This is a genomic window from Hoylesella shahii, from assembly GCF_937990675.1.
Classification (GTDB): Bacteria; Bacteroidota; Bacteroidia; order Bacteroidales; family Bacteroidaceae; genus Prevotella; species Prevotella shahii.
In genome coordinates this window covers 1-17,878 of the sequence record NZ_CALKQY010000038.1, presented here as the reverse complement: position 1 = coordinate 17,878, position 17,878 = coordinate 1, and the positions used below count along the sequence as shown (strand labels likewise).

The 17,878-nt window shown below is 45.0% G+C and carries 10 protein-coding genes; 2 read left to right on the top strand and 8 right to left on the bottom strand.

Going from position 1 to position 17,878, the window contains the following annotated elements; genetic code table 11:
* Positions 1-1,434 precede the first annotated feature (1,434 nt).
* Complete coding sequence (locus tag QME03_RS05750) at positions 1,435-2,649, bottom strand: TlpA disulfide reductase family protein (RefSeq protein ID WP_025816607.1); 1,215 nt, start codon at positions 2,647-2,649, stop codon at positions 1,435-1,437.
* A 385-nt stretch (positions 2,650-3,034) separates the two neighbouring features.
* Between QME03_RS05750 and QME03_RS05745 the strand changes: the two genes are divergently transcribed.
* Positions 3,035-3,754, top strand: coding sequence for a hypothetical protein (locus QME03_RS05745; RefSeq protein ID WP_281723756.1), 720 nt, complete (start codon positions 3,035-3,037; stop codon positions 3,752-3,754).
* A gap of 1,001 nt (positions 3,755-4,755) precedes the next feature.
* Here QME03_RS05745 and QME03_RS05740 read toward each other — a convergent pair.
* From QME03_RS05740 to guaB, 7 genes are all read right to left on the bottom strand, one after another.
* Positions 4,756-5,907, bottom strand: a complete 1,152-nt coding sequence (locus QME03_RS05740; protein ID WP_281723755.1) for an OmpA family protein — start codon at positions 5,905-5,907, stop codon at positions 4,756-4,758.
* Positions 5,908-6,168: 261 nt separating this feature from the next.
* Positions 6,169-7,989, bottom strand: a complete 1,821-nt coding sequence (gene mutL / locus QME03_RS05735) for a DNA mismatch repair endonuclease MutL (protein WP_281723754.1) — start codon at positions 7,987-7,989, stop codon at positions 6,169-6,171.
* Positions 7,990-8,073: 84 nt separating this feature from the next.
* Positions 8,074-8,382: a hypothetical protein gene (locus QME03_RS05730; protein WP_273146169.1), complete on the bottom strand. Its 309-nt coding sequence runs from the start codon at positions 8,380-8,382 to the stop codon at positions 8,074-8,076.
* A gap of 146 nt (positions 8,383-8,528) precedes the next feature.
* Positions 8,529-10,385, bottom strand: a complete 1,857-nt coding sequence (locus QME03_RS05725) for an OstA-like protein (protein WP_273146167.1) — start codon at positions 10,383-10,385, stop codon at positions 8,529-8,531.
* Positions 10,382-11,833 carry a peptidylprolyl isomerase gene (locus QME03_RS05720; RefSeq protein WP_025815725.1) on the bottom strand — a complete coding sequence of 484 codons (1,452 nt, stop codon included), beginning with the start codon at positions 11,831-11,833 and terminating at the stop codon, positions 10,382-10,384. The genes QME03_RS05725 and QME03_RS05720 overlap by 4 nt, the downstream gene beginning before the upstream one ends.
* Before the next feature lie 30 nt (positions 11,834-11,863).
* Positions 11,864-13,288: a peptidylprolyl isomerase gene (locus tag QME03_RS05715; protein WP_281723753.1), complete on the bottom strand. Its 1,425-nt coding sequence runs from the start codon at positions 13,286-13,288 to the stop codon at positions 11,864-11,866.
* Between the two features lie 103 nt (positions 13,289-13,391).
* Positions 13,392-14,876: an IMP dehydrogenase gene (gene guaB / locus QME03_RS05710; RefSeq protein WP_025815726.1), complete on the bottom strand. Its 1,485-nt coding sequence runs from the start codon at positions 14,874-14,876 to the stop codon at positions 13,392-13,394.
* Between the two features lie 636 nt (positions 14,877-15,512).
* On the opposite strand from guaB, the gene QME03_RS05705 reads away from it, so the two are divergent.
* A complete protein-coding gene (locus tag QME03_RS05705) occupies positions 15,513-17,096 on the top strand; it encodes an endonuclease (protein WP_281723752.1) in 1,584 nt (527 codons plus the stop codon).
* The last annotated feature ends 782 nt before the right edge of the window (positions 17,097-17,878 follow it).

Here is a 17,878-nt window from a genome sequence, read left to right as displayed (position 1 = left end):
GTTTTCGTTTCGGGTGCTTGAAAAGGTAGGGATTAGGGAATGCAAGGTTTTTCGGGAAAAATACTACCCGCAGGGCTGGAGATTTTTTCCGAAAACAGGAGGCTTGACCTTGCATTCCCGTCCAATCCCGGAATTACCTTTGCGCCCAGAACGGAAATGACTATCTGATGCGGCTCACTGAAAGACGCGAAAATGGAGGTAAACGGAAGTGGAGGCAGATTGGACAGGAAAACTTCAAAAGAGAAATCCGTAAAAAAGGGAAAACGCCAAAAGGAAAAGGGACATAGCCGGAGGCGTGAAACCGGGCAAACCACCGGCAAGGAAGTATGATTTTATATGTCTGGCCGAGCGTGTACGGTCGGACGGATAAAATCATTCTTCCCGGTTTGCCTGCCGTGTGTGACGGCTTGTTCCATTTATGGATCGGGCGGTCAGACACGGCTTTCCGCTTACGGCTCAAAGGAACAGTGGAAAAAGAAAAATCGTCAGAAACCCGTAAAAGCACCTCTTTGGCATAAGCACAAAAGAAATGGGCCTTGCATCATTAGTCTAAACTGTTGTTTAGGCGTGAGGCAAAGCCCTTTTCTCCGCTTATGCGTAGTCGGCATACGTTCGACCAAAATCCTTTTGGGCGATGGTGTGCCGACGGACAAAACCGCTTTTACGGAAAAACTTGTATGAGAAGAAAAAATTAGGGAGATTCATTTCAAAATCTCCCGTTTTATTGTTACTTTTGCATACGAAGAGTTCTTTGAAGGTTACGCAACGCGCAGAAGGATGATGCAGTAGATAACTAACTAAATCGTAACCTATTACTATCATGAGCAATTAACCTACGCTCAGTTCCAATAAATTACACTCTTTTCGTAACTTCATAGCACAAAAATACGAAAAATAAAGCAAACAGCAGTGCTTAGTCATGGCCAATTTTGACAAAGGGAAAGCCATGAGCGCGAGAAAAGACCGAATAGTGTGATGCGGGCTTATCGTTTTGTAAATCTTTCAACACATAAAGGCAACCGTGGCACAACTATTTACAGACAATAGCCGTGCCAACATTAGCATAAAACCTTTGTGTACCACAGACTGCACCACACAACGATCACCATACACAAAGCTTAGATAGTGCGCTTCAACACCCAGCGCACCACATATATTAACCCAAATTGGTCATTAGAACACAATGTTTCTATAATTGTTGTTTTGTGTTGTTTCCTAACATCTTATATTTTCTTGTCGAGCAGATTGTCTGTCTTTGAAGCTTTACATAGCCTGCTACGCCTGCCCTACAAAGACAGGCAATCTGCTCGACAATAAAAAGAAATCTGTTTAGGCTCTAATGACCGATTTTGGATTAATGATGGTGTGCCCTCCACCTATGTTCGCATAGCCCATAAAGACCCTAAACGCGATAGTGCAGACACAGCCAAGAACTTATTTATTGCCCTCGGCACACATTTTCTCAATAAAGTTGTGCGCATCGTCGGGGTCGCCAGTGGCATAAATAATCTTTCCATCGGGCGTAACCACCAACAATTCGGGAATACCAAGAACGCGATAATCGTCTTTAAGCGTGCGCATGGCCATGGGCGACACCAACAATTGCTTCCAAGGCATGCCCTCTTCTTTCATGGCTTTATGCCAATCGGCAGCGTTACGGTCGAGCGAGATGCTGACAACATTTATCTTATCCTTCCACTTTGCATACAAAGCCTTGATGCCAGGGATAGCAACACGGCACGGACCGCACCACGAGGCCCAAAAATCAACCACATTATACTTGCTATCTGATAAGAAGTTTTTCAATGTAGACTTCTTGCCATCGGCCTCACTAACATCGAAATCCACCACTGCCGTGCCCTTAGCATACTTCATCAACGACTGCACAAAGTTTTTAAACCTTACATATCCCTCGCGGTCGGCATTGTTTTTAAAGCGTTCAATAAGCTCTTGCAGTTCCTCACGGGTGTTAACAAACACCTCGGTCATGCCCTCTTGTTGCAGTTTTAGCGCAATAGCAGCATAAGGATGTGCCTCAATAAAGTTGCGGTTAAGTCGTTTTAGTTCGTCTTTATCCTTTAGAGCCACAGCCTTAAGATTGTTTTCGGCGGCCGATTCGCCACCCTTCTTGGGGTTGTCGTAAGCGTCTACCAGCCATGCTTGCTCGCTATACCAAGCGGCAATCTCGGCTTGTCGCACAATGTCGCGCCATATTTGAAAGTTCACTTGTTCGGGTCCTCCCTTCACATGCACATTCTTTTCCAGTTCGGCCGTTGGTCTTTCTTGGTCGTTATCCGAAGGAATGCTGTCAAAAGCAGCCACTTCTATCACGATAGGTACATTCTCAACCACGAGATTTACCATTCGGTCGCGTGGTTCTTCATCGTGTGCATACACCGCTTTGTCGTTAATTCTCACGCGCGCAACGGTAGGACTTTTTACCTGTCCCACCAGTTTAAAGGCACCATTCACCACCTTGGTGCGAGCCAACGACATGGTGTTGCCATGCGATTCTACTTCCAACTCCACAGCTGCTCCATTCTTCAGGCCTGGAAATTTGCCCGAAATACTGAACTGCTGCGCATGCATCTGCATAGTAGCACATAAGCTTAAGGCTACAACAGCAAACATCGTTATACCAGTTTTCATCTTATTTACATGAATTGAATATTGCTTTGAAAGGCAAGCGCTCTCATTTGGCTCACCATAACGTGTGCAAACTTAGTGAAAAAAGAAGAAAAACGAAAAGATTTTACCATTATTTTTAAAACCATTGTGGACAACTTATCATTATCCTAAGCACAACCATACTAATGCTTGCAGCAAAAATAACAATAGCAAATGATTAAAAAACCAACCTAACTACCAAAATTGCCAACATGCACAATGTGCAGGTTGACTATTGTTTTTATCAGAGCAGACAAAAGGGAAACGCGCCTCCACGAAACGACCAACACCGTGAAGGAACGGCGCTTCAATCGTTTTTTTTCGTGAAATCTGCTCAATAAATTTACCAACTAAAATTTAAAGAGAAATGAAGAAGTATGTATTCATGGCCTCCCTCGAGGGAATTATGGACCTAAGGGTAACCACCTCGTGTTCGAGCAACGACGATAACAGCTCGACTACTGAAACAATCAAAGGAACAACCACTGGAACTGCAACACAAACCGTAAGCACCACCACGCTTAGCGATGCAACAAGCTACGTATTAAGCAGCCACACCTTTGGTAGCACGGTGACAATAGCCCTCAACGGAACATCTGCAACCGTAACAAACAACGTGTTGGGCGTTAGCGTAACCAATAATTCGGGCATCGTCAACATCACCTCTAACGCCTCGGGTGTTAATTATGTATTGTCGGGCAACTACACTGGCTCGGTGAACTTCGTTAGTAGCTCGGTGGCAAAGGTTACACTCAACGTAACCTCTTCGGCATATAACGGTATCTGTACGCTGGCCGGAATTGTTGCCGACGAAACCACATTCAACATCACATCAGCCTTAGATGGTATTAAAACCATTGACAACCCCATTACACTTAATGGCGGAACATACACCATCAAGTCGGTTGCCCGCGGCATACGCACTATCTCATCAACTTCAACTTACGCCACTTCGTCTTCTGCACACAACATTATAGTTAACGATGGAACGTACACCATCACTGCTACTGGCGATGATGGCGAAGGATTTAAGGCATACGCCACGGGCTATTTTCCAAGTTTTGAAGAAACGGATTTACTCGCTTGATATGTTAAAGCGCGTAATATTATTTTACAAAACACACTCACAAGCGCAACCCATTCTAGAGAAAACAGATGCTGTAAAGCATGATTTTTGACCCTTTTTTGGTCTTATGTACGACCATCGCGCACCAATTTTGCCCGTTATTTTTGCATTTAGCACCATTTAGCCTTTCTATTTGCTCGCCTTCTCACGATTTTCACCGTCCCAGAAACACCATTTTTTCGCCTAAAAAACCACTTTTTAAGCTCGTTTTTGCCCTAAAAATGGGTATTTTGTTTGGTGCTCGGAAGACGAAACCTATCAAATAATACGCAAAATAGTGCGTGTAATCTTGCGTTTTGTAGGAGTTAGCCTTGCGTTTTGCATGAGTTAGCACTGCGTTTTGCATGAGTTAGCACTGCGTTTTGCATGAGTTAGCACTGCATTTTGCATGAGTTAGCACTGCGTTTTGCAGTAAATAGCCCAAAAATTGATGCAAAACACTGTTTTTGTAAACAAAAATCCGGTTATTCAACAAACAATCGAAAAGCACATTTTGTGTTCTCCAAACTCTCGCGAGAATTGAATATTTGAGAACGAAAGGAGAGTTGGTGAAGAAAAAGGCGCTCACAATGTTAAATTCTTCGCTGAATATTTTACATTTATCCCCAATTGGTTGATTAATATCCAAAAGCGCAAAAGCAAAACCAAGGAGTTAAGGCAATAAAGCAACACAAGACGCATAAAATGCTGGTAGGCTTGTCCAAGCAAAAGCCCCCCAAAACAGCCACAACAGAGAATAGCAAGGACAAAAGACACGCGACCAAACCATAAAAAGCACAAAGAGAACCCAGTAGAGAATAGAAAGAACAACAGCTAAATCCCAACCATCGAACCCGCCACGAGAAGCACAAAGCAGAAATAAAAGCTATATAAAACGAAAAGGGATGCACCATCAGGCACATCCCTTTTTGTATCGTTTCTAGCTACCGAGGTTAATCGGCAAGCAAGATTTCAGCGCTTTATTATTCAGCAATTTGAACAGTAGCACGACGGTTGAACGAGATAGGAGACAAATCGTCTACACCACCCTTACCAACAGTTGAAATCTTATCGCGGCTTACACCCATCTTAACGAGTTCGTTAGCAACGGTCTCAGCACGCTTGTCAGACAATGCTTGGTTGATGCTAGGAGTACCAGTAGCGCTGTCAGCATAACCAACAACGTTGATGTTAGAGTTGTTCTCCTTAGCGTACTTAGCAACAGCTTGAACGTTAACAAGGTCTTTTTGCGAAGCAATGTTTGTCTTGTTGATGTTGAAGAATACAGAAACCGGTGTGGTAACAAATTCCTTGATGGTCTTTGTTTCAGCAGGTTGTTGGTTAGCCAACATATTCTTCAAACGAGCGTTTTCAGAAGCTGCATCGTTCAACTGAGCGTTAAGCGCGTCCATTTGAGCTTGAGAAAGAGCCTTCAAAGCATCTACGTCTGGAGTTTTGTTCCATGTAGACTTGCCCAAGTTGAAGGTAAGACCTAGCTCAGCGTAGAGCAAGTTGTCTTTATCTTCCCATCCGCGGTTGTAATGAACATTGCTAAGCGTGTTGCCTTGATAGCCATCCATGTCTTCTTCGAAGCGGTTCCAGCCAAGTTCCACGTTGATAGCAAGCTTATCGCATACGCGGAAAGTGTTAAGAACACCAACAGTAAGGTTCATCGAATAGAGGTTGTGAGTCATTGTACGACCCATACCACCACCGAAGAAAGGAATAACATTCCAAACACGATTAGGATTGTAACCCAATACCATGTTGCTTACGTTCAACAGAACGTGTTCGTTCAAGTTCCAGAACTTGTTAGGACGATCTTGGCCGTCAACAACCGACTTACCCCAAAGTCCTTGCAGTTTGGTACGCAAACCGATGCCAGGAGTAAACCACTTACCTACAGCTACAGAAGCACCAGGACCTGAACGGAACTTTTTGAAAGGGCTTGTTGACAGGCTCTTTCCATGTTCTTCGTCTGAATACCATGCGTTCCAGTCGCCACCAACTTGGATAAACCAGTTGCTCCAGAAAGAGTTGGTTGCCACGCTATACTTTTGTACGGGGTCTGAATCCTGCGCCATTGATGCTGTTGAAACACCAGCAAGCGCCAATACAATCAATAATTTTTTCATAACTAATTTTATTAATAAGCAAAAATATCTTCTCTCTATAATTCTGTACCTACCTAAATACAATGCAAAGTTAGTGATAATTTTCTTTATTTTTTCATGACAAGCAATGAAAAAATGCATTTTAACTAACTTTATACCGAAAACTTGATTTATCTCAAATCTGCAAAAATACTTTCTTGAACATTAAAATAAGCCTTTGAAGTTCGGCAACTTGGAGTCACCCTTAAACTCAAAGGATTGACTATTAGCAAGATATAAGTATCAACGAAATTGTTGTTCCAATTCATCTTGCGACAAAATGACCAAAATTTTCTGCCCATTAGGCGTATAGTTCACATTGGGGCATGCGAAGAGCGCATTGACTAAATTCTCCATCTCGTCGTTACCAAGAACCTGTCCGTAGGGCAAAGCTGCGTTACGAGCAAGACTTAAAGCCAGTGCTTCATTGATTTCGTCGCGCAATCCGGCACCCTTTTCCATAGCTGTTACAACCATGTCGCGTATCATCTCAATGGGATTGATGCCTTCAAGACCGGCGGGGATGGCATTAACGGCATAATTGCGCGCACCGAGATCGGTTAGTTCGAAGCCCAACCCCTCCAAATCGGACATGATTTTTTGCGCCATCAGGTCTTCGGTGGCTGTAAATTGCACCACCTCGGGGAACATCACCTTTTGAGAAGTGCCTGAACGCTGCGCCACCTGACGAAGATATTGTTCGAAAAGTATACGTATATGCGCCCGATGTTGGTCGATTACCATCAGTCCTGATTTAACGGCGGTCATCACATAACGCCCTTTATATTGGTAATGTGCAGGCGATTTATCTTCGATTATTCCGCTCGCTGTTGGCTCGCTTGGGGTCTCTGTTTCGGGAAAGAGACTCAATTCGGGCTTTTCTTCAGTTTGCAAACCTGCATAAAGGTCGTCCCACCTACTGCTATTCTTTGCTTGTAGTGCAGATTGAGGTGTGTCGTCGAAGGGATTGTAATGCGGATTATAGTTCACCTTGGGCGCAGGAGCGCTTTCATTGGGATTGAAGACGGGGATGTCTGGGCGTCCTTCGGTGTCGAAATCAATTGTAGGAACATCATTAAACAAGCCCACAGCCTCACGCACAGAAGCCGAAAGGATTTGCCAAACGGCTTGTTCGTTCTCAAATTTTATCTCGGTCTTGGTGGGATGTATGTTTACATCAATATCTTCGGGGTTCACTTCGAAGTAAATAAAATAAGGCACTTGTTCGCCTTGAGGTATAAGTCGTTCGAAAGGTTGCATCACAGCCTTATTAAAATAAGGGTGTTTCATATAGCGCCCATTAACAAAAAAATACTGATGTGCGCCTTTTTTTCGCGACGATTCGGGTTTACCCACAAAGCCATGTACCTTGCATATAGACGTTTCTACGTTGAACGAAAGCAGGTCTTGACTGATGCGCTTACCGAAAACATCTACAATACGCTGCTTAAGTACAACTGCTGGAAGATTGAATACCTCAGTGCCATTGCTACGAAGGGTAAACGTAATGTCGGGATAAACAAGAGCTATACGCTCGAAGGCGGTGATAATATGATTGAGTTCGGTGGCGTTAGACTTGAGAAACTTTCGTCTGGCGGGGATATTAAAGAAGAGATTTTCGATAACAAAGTTACTTCCTACGGGACAAGCACAGGGTTCTTGTCCGGTGAACTGCGACCCAGAGATAGACAACGCCGTACCAATCTCTTCGTTGGCAAGACGTGTTTTGAGTTCCACTTGTGCCACTGCAGCTATAGAAGCCAAAGCTTCACCCCTAAAACCCATTGTGTTAAGGGCGAAAAGGTCGGATGCCTGACGTATCTTTGATGTGGCATGGCGTTCGAAAGCTAGTCGCGCATCGGTTTCAGACATGCCTCTACCGTTGTCTATTACCTGCACTTGGGTTTTACCTGCATCGACAACGTTCACATCAATGCGGGTTGCACCAGCGTCAACAGCATTCTCAACCAACTCTTTAATAATGGAGGCTGGTCTTTGTATTACCTCGCCGGCGGCTATTTGATTGGCCACCGAGTCGGGTAAAAGTTGTATTATGTCGCTCATTGATTGTTTCTCCTTATATATAATGGTGTGTCTACATAGGCACATAACAAAAAGTGCACAAGACTTTGCAGCAAATTTCCCCCTTTAAGCACCAAATAGTTTTAACAGCACATAGCCCATGAAGAGTAATAAGGCCACAAATAAAAACACCCTGCTACCTAATGCCACACCATAAGCTGCTCCGCGACGATGCAAATGGCTATTGTGCGGGGTGAATGCGCCACGAAAGCGATCGGCATCTCTAGGCAAATCCTCTACTTGGGAGTGTTCTGCGGCTTGTTCTAAGCTCGTTTTCGCACGCTGTTCTATTTCCTCCAACCGCTGTTTACGGTCGTTGGCGTAGATATATTCGTGATGAAACCTGCGCGGACTGCGCATTGAAAACATTCCCATAAGTGCGATATTCTTTTGTGATAAGTCAAGAAAGGATGCGCTTTTTGCCCAATTGCAGTGCAGCAAGACAAGCAAAGGACACGGTATTGAAAGCCAGTTGAGGGCGAAAAGTTCCACGCTATTGTCCACCTAATGGGGTAGTTGGTTTAGCGTTTGGCTGCGGTTTTCTTTGTTGTAGATGAAGTGCTACTCTTCTTTTTAGTCGTCTTGGCATTAGATGCTGAGGCAGATTTAGCCTTTGCAGCAGCCGAGCCATCAGTCTTTACGGCATCAACGATTTTCTCATCAGCAACATTTCCCGTGGCTTGCGTTGGCACTTGAGCATTAGACTGCTTAGTTCCATCATCATCGTTGAGTCGTTGTTTGGGCAGCGTTCGGGGCTGCACCTTTTTCAATTCGCTTCCTGCAGCCTTCGGACGCCACTCAAAGAGGTCGTCTTTATTTAAAGGTCGCACATAATCGAACCATCCAAAAGCCTCCAGCTTCTCTTTACCGGGTGGTATTTGAGACATTGGGTAGAGCGTAGCTTCAAACCTACAAGTCCATATTTTCTGCAATTGTCGTTCGGCAGAAATAAACATTCGCATTGTGTCTGTTTCGAGATAGTTCAGTCCAATGAGTGTACTATCCTTATCATCTACCGAAAAATAGATAGAACGAACATTGCTAACGGCATCGTTACGGCGCACGTTTCCATCAATAAAATAAGCAAACATGTCTTTAGACGACAGCTGATTGAAGTGCACCGAGTCGGGCATTTGCTCCACAGAGAGTGCTTGCCCCAGCACGTGAGCCTCTTTAACGGTGCTATCTTGCATGTAGATTTTGATTACTTCTCCCAGCAATTGTCGGTTAGCATTCCAAACAATGGGGTCGCGATACATGGTAAGACACGAGTCTTTTGAGTTAGCCACCATCGAGTCGCACACAGCTTGCACGTCTTGTCGATAGGCTCGTACATGCTTAAAGCAATGAGCCATGCGATAAACCGAGTCGGTATTGATGTTGTAAGTAAAGAACTTCACCGAGTCGGCATGTACATACAGCGTATCTTTTTGCGAATAATCTTTGGCCAAGAGCTTACCAGTAGCCCACCCTGCGCCCGTTTTTTCGTTGTATTTAAAGCGCTGACACAACAGGCTATTTTTGTTTTTCTTATCTACATATACCACATCTCCATAGCCTTCGCTTTGTCCAGTCTTATCGTCATAATAAAGACTGTCGCCCGTAATGGTTTTGTCTTTGTCGTTAACTGTTGAGCGACCGTACAGCGTTGACATGCTTGTTTTGGTGTTTAGATAGCCATCGCGGGTTTCAATCACCCCTGTTTTGGAGGTTATTTGCGATGGTCCGAGCACGTGCGCCATAGAGGTTAGGGTGTTATATTGCAAGGTGTCGGTGGTGATAATGCGGTCGTTCTCTATCATCTTTACATTATAATAGAACACCGCTTCTCGCGTTTGGGTGTTATATTGCCCCCAGTCGGCCACCAGTTTTTGGTTCTTATCGGTGAGCGTTCCCCCTTCAAAGAAGTAGGCGTTGTTATAAAGTCGGTCGTAATTAAGACTATCTGTGTTGAGCGTTTGCCCTCTATGTTTGAGCCAAACGTTTTTCCGAGCCTCCATTAACTGCGCTTGACCATCGTAATATGCCCTCTCGCAGGTAAGCGAAAGGGTGTCGCCTTGCACCATTCTCACATGTCCGAAGGCTCGAAACGAGTTTGTTTGCTGATAGAAATACGCGCTATCGCACCACATTTTCGCCCCTTTGTGCATGAACTGCACATTTCCTTTCACGATTTGTGCATCTGGAACGAGGCCATATTGGTCGTAGCGCAACTCATCAGAGTGCACTAGATACACGCGATCGTCGGTCTTCGGCGCAGTTTTCACCTTCTTTTGGGCTAGTGCTGGCAGCAGACTTAGTACAAAAAGGCATAGAAGCGCCCACAGAGCGCCACTATGCCAATCGCCATTAGATGTCGATATCGTTTTTAATCTCATTTAATCCATCCCTGATATTCAAAGTCGCAGTTCTTATAACGGTCGTCCATGCGCACGTAAGTCTGCTTAATTTTGTTCACAACCCAGTTGTGTAGTTTCTTTTCACGCTCCTTTGCAAGCACCACATTCTTCATTTCTTGGAAGTCTTCTGTGATGGTTGCGCGGTGTTCGTCTACCCTATTCTTCAGTTTAATGATAGCCACAACGGTTTTACCGCGAGCGTTTGTCATTTGGAAAGGTTTGGATATATCGCCCACTTTCATTCCTTCCACTTCGCGAGCCACCTCGGTTGGCAGGTCGCCCATACGAAACTTCGACGTTAGCGAGCGCGTTTCGCGGTCTGTATAGGCCATCAGTCCATGGTTGTTCTTGGTGTCTTTATCCTCAGAAATAAAAGTTGCACCCTCTTCGAAGGTGAATTTACCAGCTTTGATATCGGAAGCAATAGAGTCGAGTCGCGCCTTAGAGCGGTCGATATCGTCTTGCGAGATATGCGGTTTCAATAGGATGTGGCGCACATTCACCTTATCACCGCGTTTGTCTATCAGCTGTATGATGTGATAACCAAACTCAGTTTCAACGATTTTTGAAATTTTATTGGGGTCGGTGAGATTGAAAGCCACCGCTGCAAACGTGGGGTCGAAGGCCGCCCTACCCGTGTATCCCAGTTCGCCGCCTTGTCTTGACGAGCCTGGGTCTTCAGAATAGAGGCGCGCAAGGGTTGCAAAAGTAGTTTCCCCCTTAGTTACGCGGTCGGTATATTCGCGCAATTGGTCTTTAATACGATTCACTTCCTCGGTTTTCACCTTAGGATTTTGAGTAATAATTTCCACTTCCACCATTGTAGGTATCATGGGAATGCTGTCTGCGGGTAAGTCTTTAAAGTATTTACGCACATCAGCAGGCGACACTTTTACATCGCTCACCAATTTTTCTTTCATCATGGCGATGAGTCGATTGTTCTTATAATCGTCGTGCATCGACTGTCTCATCTCCGAAATGCTTTGTTTTCTATACTCTTCCAGTTTCTCTTTCGAGCCCACCATTTGTATCCAATAGTTTATTTGCTCTTCAATACCCTGAGAGATTTCCGATTCGCTCACCTCCAAACTGTCGATGGCAGCTTGGTGTAGGAACAGTTTTTGCACGGCCAACTGTTCGGGAATGGCGCAATCGGGATTACCTTTAAACTTGTGTCCATCGTTTTCGGCTTGCAGACGAGCAGCCTCAACATCGGATTTAAGTATGGGTTCGTCGCCCACCACCCAGATAACTTCGTCCACAACGCTCGATTCTGGCACAGCAGCTTCGGTCTTTGCAGGAGTTTTTGTTGCCGTGCTGTCGTTCGGTGCAACCTTAGTTGCCAGTCCTTGCTTAGCATTGGCAGAAATGGCGGCAGTCAAAATCATCGCAGACAAGCCGCAGAATATCTTTGTTTTGGTTTTCATCGTTGTTTAAAATATGTCGTTTTGTTGGTGTTAGTGTTTGTTTACGGTTTTGAGTACCGCTTCGTTCACTTCCACCTTATATTTTTTTCGCAAGTCTTTTACCCATTCTTTTTCGAGCGTTTCTTGGAAATCGGCCACCACGAGGGCTCTAACGTCGTCCATTTCTTTAGGCGATTTAAGTTTTTTTCCTACCACGCCCATCACTGGAAATTGGGGATTTTCTTTCACGTTGCCATGTTTTTTAAACACCTCTCTATCAACTAGCGCATTGTCTCCAGGTTTAAACATGCCTCGTTCTGCCCTTATCCTGACGGTTGAATCATTGTTAAATGCATTTGTCAGGGCTTCGTTCCACTGGTCAAAAGGCAATTTCTTCACCATTTTTTTCACCGCTTTGAGGTCGGCTTTTGTTTTAGCGTAGCATGCTATGCCCTTAAATCGAGGTTCATCCCATACATATCGCTTTTTGTTTTTGCTGAAAAAGTAGCGCAATCCCTCTTCGTCTTTTGCTGCTTTTTCCCAAACGGTGCGGTTACTTATTTCGTAAAGCAACAGTCCGTCGTGATATTCTTGATTGAGATATTTCAGTGCGGGGTCTTTGGCCTCCATCTCTTGCACGCGTTGCTGTAGCACTTCGGCAGGCGTTTGGGGCGTAGCAGAGGCTTTAGCCAGTTCGTTCAGTTTGTTATCTACAATCTGTTCGCGCATTCCTGTTTGGTCGATGTAAGCCAGGATGTCGGCCTTTAGCGAGTCGTAAGGCAGAAACATGCGACGTTCAATCAGTTTGATAACATGATAACCTGCAGGCGAGAGCACCGGTTTGCTTATTTCTCCTTGCTTAAGTGCGAAAGCTGCGTCTTCAAACTCTTTTAATGTTTGTCCCTTTTGCAGCCAAGGCAGTTCGCCACCATGCTGTGCCGAGCCTTTATCGTCAGACAATTTACGAGCCAATTCGCCAAAGTTAGCACCACGTTTAAGTGCCTGATAGACGGAGTCGATGCGCAGTTGAGCACGTTGCTGAACTGATTTCGAAGCCTTTTGAGGCAACAGCAGCATGATATGAGCCACCCTCACCTGTCCGCCTTGTGCGTCGATGCGCTGCCTAGTCTCTTCGTACATCTCTCTAGCCAGCTTTTCTACGTCGGCATTAGTAACAAACGAAGGTCTCACCTGCTGGTCGCGATAACTCAGAAACTCGTCTTTGAAAGCTTGCATAGTGTCGAGGCGTGCAGCCAAGGCTGCTTCCACCTTAAGCCTATAGTTCACAAAGAGGTCTACATATTGTGCCACCGTTTTCTTATCGACCACATTTCCAGCATTGTTTTTATTATACGAGTACTCAAATTCCGAACGACTCACAGGCCGTCCGTTAATGGTCATAAGGGTGGGGTCGTCTTGGGCGTGGGCCACAAGGGCACCAAACAGCAACGCCGCAAAGAGGGCTCTACATCTCATTAGTTACAGGTTAAGTGGCGAAAACTTCTCGCCTGCGGGGCGTTGTTGGCACAATAGCCACGCACAACGAGAAGTTACACCATATTATATATAGGTTATAAAATTATTCTGGACGGCTATAGTTGGGTGCTTCACTGGTGATGGTGATGTCGTGTGGATGACTTTCAAGCACACCTGCATTGGTTATTCGGGTGAACTTAGCATTATGAAGCGTAAGGATGTCGTTTGCTCCACAATAGCCCATACCCGAACGCAGACCGCCGATGAGCTGATAAATCACCTCTTGCACCGTGCCTTTGTAGGGCACTCTGCCTGCAATACCTTCGGGAACAAGCTTCTTTGCTTCGATGGTGTCGCCTTGGAAATAACGGTCTTTCGAACCATTCTTCTGCTCCATAGCCTCCATTGAGCCCATTCCACGATAAGTTTTAAACTTTCTACCATTAAAGATGATGGTTTCTCCAGGACTTTCTTCGGTACCAGCCACCAGCGAACCAATCATCACCGAGCTACCACCGGCTGCCAAAGCCTTTACCACATCGCCCGAATAACGCAGTCCGCCGTCGGCGATAAGTGGCACGCCCGTGCCTTTAAGAGCATCAAACACGCTGTAAATAGCGCTAAGCTGTGGCACACCCACACCAGCCACCACGCGTGTTGTACAGATAGAACCAGGACCGATGCCCACTTTAATAGCGTCGGCACCATGTTCAACCAGCAATTTTGCTGCTTCGCCCGTAGCCACATTACCCACAACGATGTCTACATTGGGGAAAGCGCGTTTGGCTTCAACCAGCTTTTCAACCACATATTTAGAATGACCGTGGGCCGTATCAATAACAATTGCATCGGCACCAGCCTCAACGAGCGCTTTCATGCGGTCTAAGGTATCGCCCGTTACGCCCACTCCAGCAGCCACGCGCAAACGTCCTTTCTCGTCTTTGCAGGCCATTGGCTTATCTTTAGCCTTGGTTATGTCTTTATAAGTAATCAATCCCACGATGCGATTGTTAGCATCCACCACGGGAAGTTTTTCAATTTTGTTTTCTTGCAATATCTGTGCTGCGGCCGTCAAATCGGTTTGTTGGTGTGTCACCACAAGGTTTTCGCTAGTCATCACCTCATCAATCTTTTTGTCAAGACGATGTTCGAATCGCAAGTCTCTATTGGTTACGATACCCACGAGACGATTATCTTCATCCACAACGGGGATACCACCGATGTGATAGTCGCGCATCATGTCAAGCGCATCTTTCACGGTGCGTCCCCTTCTAATGGTTAAGGGGTCGTAAATCATACCATTTTCGGCACGTTTCACCACGGCCACCTCGTGTGCTTGCTCTTCAATAGACATGTTTTTGTGTATCACACCTATTCCACCTTCACGCGCTATGGCTATGGCCATGGCTGCTTCGGTAACAGTATCCATAGCTGCCGTAACGAAAGGGATGTTCAATTCGATGTTTCGAGAGAACTTTGTCTTCAACGTTACTGTCTTTGGCAGCACGTCTGAATAAGCGGGTATAAGCAGGACGTCGTCGTATGTAAGACCGTCCATCACAATTTTATCTGCAACAAATGATGACATAGTGGAGAATTTAGAAATTTATTGCATGCAAATTTAGCAATAAATTTTCACAACACAGATGGTTTGCGTGTTTTTCTTATTTATTAAGTCAAGTTCAATTAAATAACATGCTTCTGCTGATGCTTATGCTCTTGGCTCGTAAAGGGTTTGGTTTGAATAAAAAACACCTATCTAACACCGCCACCCACTCCCCTACTCCCCTCTCGTTTCTATCTGATTTATAGCTATTTTATGGCCTCTTTTCTTCACCACGCATGCCCTCCTGATGTTTTTTCGCTGACATGGCAGTCTTTTCTTTCTGTCCATGCTTTGTCTTACTCATTGTTTAGGACTTTTTCCGCTACCGCTGTGCTATGCTATTAAAAGCTTTAACTAGGGTAAGCGCTTTATCTTGCAAGTGGCGCACATTCCTCATTCATCGCATTAAGCATGCGTTTTAACCTAGGGTTGCACAACTAGAAGTAAACACTGAGCGCAAAACGCTACAAAACGAACACTTTAAAACTGGCAACACATCACGCTGCGCGAATTTTATAAGGCTCATACGGATTTTAAAAGATTTAAACACCCCAAGCCTTTACGGCTCGTAATTTTTTATTATATTTGCATATTGTAAATATCTAAAACATTAACAATATGAAAGTAACAAGATTTACACACATGTTGATGGCCCTTACGGTGACGCTTAGCGCATGGGCGCAAGGTCCCAATGGGTCGGGAACTTATTATCAAAATGCTAACGCTCTAAAAGGCGAAGCGCTTAAAACGGCCTTGAGCAAAATTATCTCTACCGGTGCGAAAGACTTAGGTTACGATGCGTTGTGGAATGCGTACAAAACCACCGACCTGCGACCCGACGGAACAATTTGGGACATCTACTCGAATGTCACCAAATACGACCCTGTTAATGGCCATAAGGGCAATTATAAGCAAGAGGGCGACGTGTTTAATCGAGAACACACCACACCTCAAAGTTGGTTTAAGAAAGCTAGTCCGATGAAAAGCGACCTCTTCCATGTGTTTCCCACCGACGGATATGTTAATAATAGGAGAAGCAATTATCCGCTAGGAGAAACCAAAGGCGAAAACTATCAATCGAAAAATGGATTTAGCAAAGTGGGTAAGTGCACCACCGAAGGATACCATGGCACGGTGTTCGAACCTGCCGACGAATATAAAGGCGACCTTGCACGTGTGTATTTCTACATGGCCACACGCTATGAAGACCGCGTTAGTTCGTGGGGTGGAGAAACTTATGGCAAAAGCAGCTACCCAGGACTGGCACAATGGGCACTTAATATGTTTATTCGATGGGCTGGAAACGACCCCGTGAGCCAAAAAGAGGTGGACAGAAACAACGCTGTGTATAAACTGCAGATGAACAGAAACCCCTATGTGGACTACCCCGGACTGGAACAATACGTGTGGGGAACGCTCACCGACAAGGCTTTTGATTATGCCAACTACACTGCACCTGGTGAAAACAAGAAGCCTGATAATCCAGATGAACCGAATACCCCTGACCAACCGAACAAGCCCGACGAGCCTAACACGCCTGATACACCCGATAATAACTCTGCAATGCCTACGGGTAAGGTGGTGTTTAAAAAAGTTATGTCTGTTAACGACTTGCAACCGGGTGGATACTATCTCATCGTTAACGAAAAGGCTACCGCTGCTTTAGGCGCCAGTAACAAAGGTTATCGCACATCGGTGACGGCGCCTATGAGCCGATTTGAAATGACTGCAGAGGTGAATGGCAAAGACCAGCCGCGCACATTGACGCTTGGTGGAAAGCAAGGAAGCTACACGCTGTACGACGGAATAGAGAAAACTTACTTGGCATACAATGGCACGAAGAACACGCTAAACAACGAAAAGGATGCCCAAAATGCCTCTGCTCAATGGGACATCGACGTGGTGAACGACACAATTGTGAGAATTACCAACAAGCAAAGCACCGAACGCGCTATTTATTACAACAATCATCAACCACGCTTTGCATGCTATAAGAGTTCGAGCGCGCAACAAATTGTGCAGTTGTTTGTGGCCAATGTCACTACCAATATTGTTAATTTTCCACAAGCTGAAGCGCTAAACGTGAACGTTTATGCCATAGACGGCCGACTGATACGCGCTAATGTTGAGAAAGAAAAAGCACTTTTGGGCTTGCCCAAGGGTATATATGTGGTGGGTAAGAAAAAATATGTGGTGAGATAAGCACGCCACGCGCCAACAACAATCCCAAGCAATTGTTTGCTGGTATCTAACAGTTGATGCCATCCCTCGCGTTGCTTACTGTTCGCCATTCGCTGTTGCACGCATCTTGCTTAAGGCATGTGCTTGGCGCAGTGGGCTATATCTACAAGAGTTAGACGTATCAGCTGTTCATAATCCAACCACATCTGTACTGGTTTTTAACAACCGCTTTGGGTTAAACACCATTTATCAACACAAGGCAAACCAGCCTTTCAACCCCTCGCTTGCTGCACTTCGCATGGATAAGTGCAACAAACGAGGGGATATTTTTATCTGCTTGCTATTCAATAAGCTACGCGTTGGCAGCTGATAGAGAAATGTAGGGCGCTGAACAAATAACCTTTTACAAACATTGCTACACATGTTGCTCATACAGCAGCATGCGCCAATAAGCACTAAGCAATAGATGGTGCACCCTATTGTTGCCATAACCCAAACCAACATCAAAGAAAACAGAGTTTTTGGCGTGAGCAATATAAAGACGATAACCACCATATAAAACGCTCATTTGCCACATACAACCACAACGACTGAGAGGAATTGAATTGTTAACACGATAAATATTCTTTACAAATCACCCTTTTCTCGCCACTCATTCTAGACGAAAAAAACCACTAAAACCTATATAAAACACCCCAAAAAGAGAAAAATGGCAGCAGGGTTCAATCCGTTTTTCGCCCCATTTTTTGCTATTTAACGTGAGTTCGACGAATTCAGAACAATGCAAGCTGTGTGTCAATGGT